This is a genomic window from Euzebyales bacterium (genome assembly GCA_035461305.1).
Taxonomy (GTDB): domain Bacteria; phylum Actinomycetota; class Nitriliruptoria; order Euzebyales; family JAHELV01; genus JAHELV01.
Window position 1 is genome coordinate 1 of the sequence record DATHVN010000096.1, and the last position, 5,381, is coordinate 5,381.

Genomic DNA, 5,381 nt, shown 5'->3' on the forward strand with positions numbered 1-5,381 from the left:
CGCGTCTGCCATCCTCTGGTGCTCGAGCCGCCCCGCCAGCCTCATGACCGCGGGCGCGATCACCGGTGGAGGCCGGCGCGCGGTGACGACGATCGCCTCCTCGAGGCCGGCCGCGCCGGCCATCGTGTCACGCAGCATCTCGATCCACTGGGCCACCGCGTCGCTGCGGGCAGCCGCTGCGCGACGGCGTCCGGCGGACAGCACCCGCGGCACCGCGACGGTGCCGCACGCGGCGAGGGCCGCGAGCACCGGCCAGCCGGTGACCGCGAACGTGACCGCGGCGACGGCAGCGACGCCGAGCAGGCGATCGATCGGGATCCGCGTGCGCAGCCGGACGATGTCCGTCGCCGGTGGTGTCCCGCGCACGCCGGAGGCGATCAGCACCAGCCCGAGCCCCACGCCCGAGCCGAGGAGGGCGGCGAGCATACTCATGGCGACGTCCCCAGCAGCACATCCGTCGAAAGCCCCGCGCGCAGGAGGTCGGCACGCGTCGCGCTGCGCATCGGCGGCCCGTCCCCACTCAGCCCGGCCCCATCCGCGCCGGTGGTGTACAGCTCGTTCGCGGCGATGGTCTGCCCCTCCGCGCCGACGACCTCGAGCACCGTCTGGACCGTCCGGGCCCTTCGGCCGTCGGTCCGCGCGCCGGTGTCGCCGATGAACACCACGAAGTCGACGGCACTGGCGAACAGGTGCGCGCTCGCCTCGACCGGCAGGCCATACGGCGGCAGGAGGCCGTACATCAGCGCGCGGTCGAACACGTGGCGGGCGCTGGCCGCGTGGATCGTGCACATCGATCCGTCGCGGCCCTGGGTCATGGCCAGCAGCATCGGGACCAGCTCCGGCCCCCGCACCTCGCCGACCATCACGCGATCGGGGTTCATGCGCAGTCCCATGCGGACGAGCTGCTCCAGCTCGATCCCGCCCCGGCCCTCGATGTTGGCCTGGCGCACCTCCAACGCGACGACGTCCGGGTGCAGGTCGTCGAAGCGGTCGATGCTCAGCTCGAGGTTGTCCTCGACGGTGACCAGGCGCTCGGCCGGGTCGATCTCGTTGATCAGCGCACGCAGCAGGGTCGTCTTGCCCGCGCCGGTCGAACCGCAGACCACCAGGTTCTTGCGCGCACGGACGGCGCTGGCGAGCAGGTCCGCGAGCGGTCGCTCGAGCGTGCCGAGGGCGACGAGCTCGTCGAGGAACGACAGCTCGAAGCGGTGCCGGCGGATGCTGACGGACGGACGTCCGGAGACATCCCGGATCGCATGGAGGCGCGAGCCGTCGGGCAGCTGCAGGTTGAGCTCGGGCTCAGCGGCGTCGAAGCGTCGCTCGGTTCTGCCGATGCGCGCCGCGGCGAGGCGGATCAGCTCGATGAGCTCCGCGTCGCTGTCGGCGACGGGTGCGGAGCGCTCCCGCCGACCGTCGCGGTAGGTGACGAACGTACGGTCGCAGCCGTTGACGGCGATGTCGTTGATGCGTGGGTCGTCGAGCAGCGGCTGGAGGCGGCCGAGGCCGAAGAGGCGATCGTGGACGGCGCTCGCGACGGCGAGGTCCTCGTCGTCACCCGCCGGCGCAAGTCCGCGTCGCAGACGTGCCTGCGCCTCCCGCTCGAGCGCCGCGTTGATGAGCGCGTGGGCGTAGGATCGCTCGTCGTCGCGCGACATGCGCTCCTGCTGGCCGGTCGTGCGCTCGGACAGCTGGTCGGCCACCTCGCGCGTGATGCGCCGGATCAGCGCCGTGTCGGGGGTGCCGTCGGTCATGGGTGATCGGCGGGGACGGGGCGGTCGTGGACCTGCGGTTCGACGGCGAGGAGCCCGTCGACCATCGCGCGGACGCTGCGCAGCAGACGCGAGCGTGCGAGGCGTTGCTGCGTCGTCACGCCGTTGAGGGCGTCGGCGGTGCGCAGGTCCATCGGCAGGCGGGCCAGCACCGGGGCGCCTACTGCGTCGACGACCTCGTCGGTGCGATACGGACCGTCGTCGACGAGCACGAGCCGCGGTTCGAGGTGGGAGCGGCGCAGCGAACGCACGCGGTCGCGTGCCAGCGCGACGTCCTCGAGCCGCGGGCGCAGCAGGAGCAGCAGAGCGTCGGCATTGTGTGCGAGCGTCGACGTCGCCGACGAGGCGCGCAACCGCCCGCAGTCGATCAGCAGGTCGTCGCCGTCTGTGGTCAGGGCGGCCCACAGAGCGTCGCCACCCGCGTCGACCGACGCGCGCACCTGCTCCCCAGTCGACGGCGCGACGAGCAGGGCGACGCTGTCGCTCAGCGCCTGCGTGTGGTCGTCTACCGCTCCTGCGCCACGCAGCAGCGCTGCCACGGCGGTCACGAGCCCCGGTTCGAACCCGAGGCCGCGCCGTGCCGCCAGCACGCCCCCGTCGGGATCGAGCTCGGCGACGAGCAGGCGCCGGGCGGTGGGCCACACTGCCGCCATGGCGAGCATCGTGGTGGTCACCCCGGGTGCACCCTTGACCGAGCCGAGCGCGATCGCGGTCATCGTCCGGCCCGGTGCAGCAGCAGGCGGACCCGGTCCTGCGCGGCGGCGGCGGAGATGGCCGCTGCGGACCTGGCGTCGACCACGATGGACACCAGCCGGGTCGCGGCGCCGTCGACCATGGCCTCGGTGGACAGCACGACTGCGCGATCATCCAGCACGTCGCCCGCGCCGCCCGTGTCGACGACGCTGACGGTGTCGCCAGGTGCAATGGACGACGTCGGATAGCCGCCAGGTTCCAGCAGCAGGCCGATGGTGCGGCTGGTCGGACCGACGTCGACCGCGCCGGCGGCCACGAGCTCGGCGGTCAGCGCCGTGCCGGCCGGCAGCGACAGCAGCAGGGTCCGGCCCAGCAGGCGCTGGCGGTCGTCGGCCCGCACGACGCGGACCGCGGTGTCGGCGGACACCTGTGCGACGGCGAGGTCGGCGTCGGACAACACCGTCCCGCGTGCGACCGGTCTGGCCAGGACCAGCACGGCACGCGTGTCGGTGAGGTGCTGCGCGAGCACGCCGAAGGCCAGCGCGCAGCCGACGACCAGCAGCACGCCAGCCAACAGGGTCGGCACGTGGAACCGCCGCCTCGCCGGCGACAGCCGGATCCCGTCGGCGCGTGTGCGGTCCGGTCGGGTCGTCGTGGTCATGTGTGCCTCGTGCGGAGCACACCCGCGTCGTCGCTACGATCGGCCATGCTGCTGCTGCCCCCTCCGGTCCCCGCTGCACCCTGGTCCCTACCACCGGCTGCGATTGCAGCGCATTTCATATCAGATCATGGCGTGTGGTGGTTCATGTCCGATCGGGCAATGGCCGGTGTCGCTGCGCCATTCGGGAGCCTCCCGTGCGCCGTTGAGCACGCTGCACTGGGCCGCGGAGTGCCGCTCGTTACGACACAGTGGCGTCATGACGGACCGGGGGCGCGACGATCGGCAGACGGTCGTGGTCACCGACGACACGCTGGGCCGGGTCACCGTGCGGCGTGACGCCACCCGTCCCTCGGTCCGCATGCTGCAGGTCGACGGTCACGCGTACGGCGCAGTCGACCTGCACGACCTCAGGAGCCTCGAGCTCGAGTACCTGGTGCTGCTCGGCGCCGTGATCGAGGCGCTGCTGCCCGCCGGTCCGTGTGCCCTGCTCCACCTCGGCGGTGGCGCGTTCGCGCTCCCGCGGGCGCTGGCGGTCCGGCGGCCTGAGCTGCACCAGACCGTCGTCGAGTCCTCGGCCGCCGTGATCGGGCTCGCCGAGCGGGAGCTCGGCCTGGAGTCCTCGCCGCGCCTGGTGGTCCACCACGACGACGCGCGCCACGCCGTGGAGCGCATGCCGACCGGGTCAGCCGATCTGGTCGTCGGTGACGCGTTCGTGGGACGCGAGACCCCGGCGCACCTGGCCACCGCAGAGTTCGTCGCCGAGGTTGCCCGCGTCCTGCGGCCCCGTGGCGCCTACGTGGTGAACCTGACCGACGGGCCGCCGTGGTCGATCGTCGGAGCCCAGGCGGCGACGATCCGCACCGCGCTTCCCCACGTCCTGGCGGTCGGGCAGCCTGCCGTCGCCGACCTGCGCGCTCGCGGCAACATGCTGCTGGTCGCGTCTCGTCGCCCCCTGCATCGCGGCGGCCTGCAGTGGCGGGTCCGCCAGGCGCCACGCACGATCGAGTTCCTGTCGGCTGCGCGGCTGACCGCGCTCGCGTCGGTCGCCCGGCCTCGCCAAGACGCCGACCTGTGACCTCCAGGCGCCGGTGTCCCCGGTGCGTGTCCCCGGTGCGGTGTCCCCGACCACCGACCACGGTGACGCGACCGGCGCAGAACTCACCGCCGACCGCCACGTCCGGGTCCCGCTCGATCAGCACCATGACCCGTCCGTCGCAGCGGGCGCACATGCGGGTGGCCAGCCCGGCGATCCCGCCACCTACGGTGACCGTCCGTCCCGGCGCCATGCCCGATCTCTTCGCTTCTGGGACTGTTGACGGTACGTGCCCGACACCCTGTGCTCGTCGTCTATGGTGCCTGCATGGAGCAGTCGAACAGACGCATGCTGGTCGCCGGCGGTGTCGCCGGGATGCTCGCGCTCCTGCGGCGGCGTAGGAGGAAGCGTAAGCGGACGCAGGACCACGGCTGCGCGTCCGGGGCGTTGATGTGGCCCGACGCGCCGGCGTGGGACGCCGACGGCGTCATGACCAACGTCGACGACTTCAACGCGTTCGTCTCGGCTGAGCGACCGTGCTACCGACACTACCCCGAGTCCGCGGCGCAGGCCGTGCTCGGCATGGACCCGACCGGGGCGAGCCCGCAGCCGCCGTTCGTGCTGCGCTACGGGCCCGCGGCGGGCTCCGGCGAGACCGACGTCGTGATCACCGTCGAGAGCATCGGGGACGACTCGGTAGAGGCGACGCGCTACCACCTGACGTTCGCCGACGAGATGGTGCTCGACGGCACGCCGGGCGTGCACCGGCTCGTCGCGGGGCTCAGGGAGTTCCGCTGCCACGAGGGCCGCGGCCACACCGAGTGGGGCCCTTCGCTCTGCCTGTAGGAATCAACCGCGGGCGATGATCGGCAAGGTCACCCGCGAGGTGGCCGCGGTCGTGGTGGACCATGGTGACGGCGGTGACCAGCTCCTCGGGCCCGTTGTGGCGATCACGCCGGCGGTGAGGTCGAGGCCGTCGGCGCCCGAGAACGCACCGTAGTCCCGGCCCACGAACGCGCCGTGCACACTGTGCGACCACGGACCGATCACGAGCCGTTGCAGCGCCCGCGCCCGCGGGGGGCCACCCGGGCGCGCATGCCGGTGTAGTTGTCGAGCGTCCCACCCAGGAACAGGTCGTACCAGCCGCCGACGTTGCAGGCCGGCGCCGTGATCAGGTGATGGTGGTCGCGGCGCGATCGCCCGCCAGTGGTCGTCGCGGTCGGGG

The 5,381-nt window shown here is 73.0% G+C and carries 6 protein-coding genes; 2 read left to right on the forward strand and 4 right to left on the reverse strand.

Going from position 1 to position 5,381, the window contains the following annotated elements; translation table 11 throughout:
• From VK923_08990 to VK923_09005, 4 genes are all read right to left on the reverse strand, one after another.
• Positions 1–432: hypothetical protein (locus tag VK923_08990; GenBank protein ID HSJ44801.1), on the reverse strand; the 432-nt coding region annotated here is incomplete at its 3' end.
• On the reverse strand, positions 429–1,751 hold the full coding sequence (locus VK923_08995; protein ID HSJ44802.1) for an ATPase, T2SS/T4P/T4SS family: 1,323 nt from the start codon (positions 1,749–1,751) through the stop codon (positions 429–431). The genes VK923_08995 and VK923_08990, both read right to left, overlap by 4 nt.
• On the reverse strand, positions 1,748–2,485 hold the full coding sequence (locus VK923_09000) for a hypothetical protein (protein HSJ44803.1): 738 nt from the start codon (positions 2,483–2,485) through the stop codon (positions 1,748–1,750). Before VK923_09000 ends, VK923_08995 begins: the two co-directional genes overlap by 4 nt.
• Positions 2,482–3,123: an SAF domain-containing protein gene (locus VK923_09005; protein ID HSJ44804.1), complete on the reverse strand. Its 642-nt coding sequence runs from the start codon at positions 3,121–3,123 to the stop codon at positions 2,482–2,484. Before VK923_09005 ends, VK923_09000 begins: the two co-directional genes overlap by 4 nt.
• A 256-nt stretch (positions 3,124–3,379) precedes the next feature.
• On the opposite strand from VK923_09005, the gene VK923_09010 reads away from it, so the two are divergent.
• Both VK923_09010 and VK923_09015 read left to right on the forward strand, forming a co-directional pair.
• The gene (locus tag VK923_09010; protein HSJ44805.1) at positions 3,380–4,198 is read left to right on the forward strand and encodes a fused MFS/spermidine synthase; all 819 of its coding nucleotides are present in this window, start codon (positions 3,380–3,382) and stop codon (positions 4,196–4,198) included.
• A gap of 285 nt (positions 4,199–4,483) precedes the next feature.
• On the forward strand, positions 4,484–5,002 hold the full coding sequence (locus VK923_09015; protein ID HSJ44806.1) for a hypothetical protein: 519 nt from the start codon (positions 4,484–4,486) through the stop codon (positions 5,000–5,002).
• The last annotated feature ends 379 nt before the right edge of the window (positions 5,003–5,381 follow it).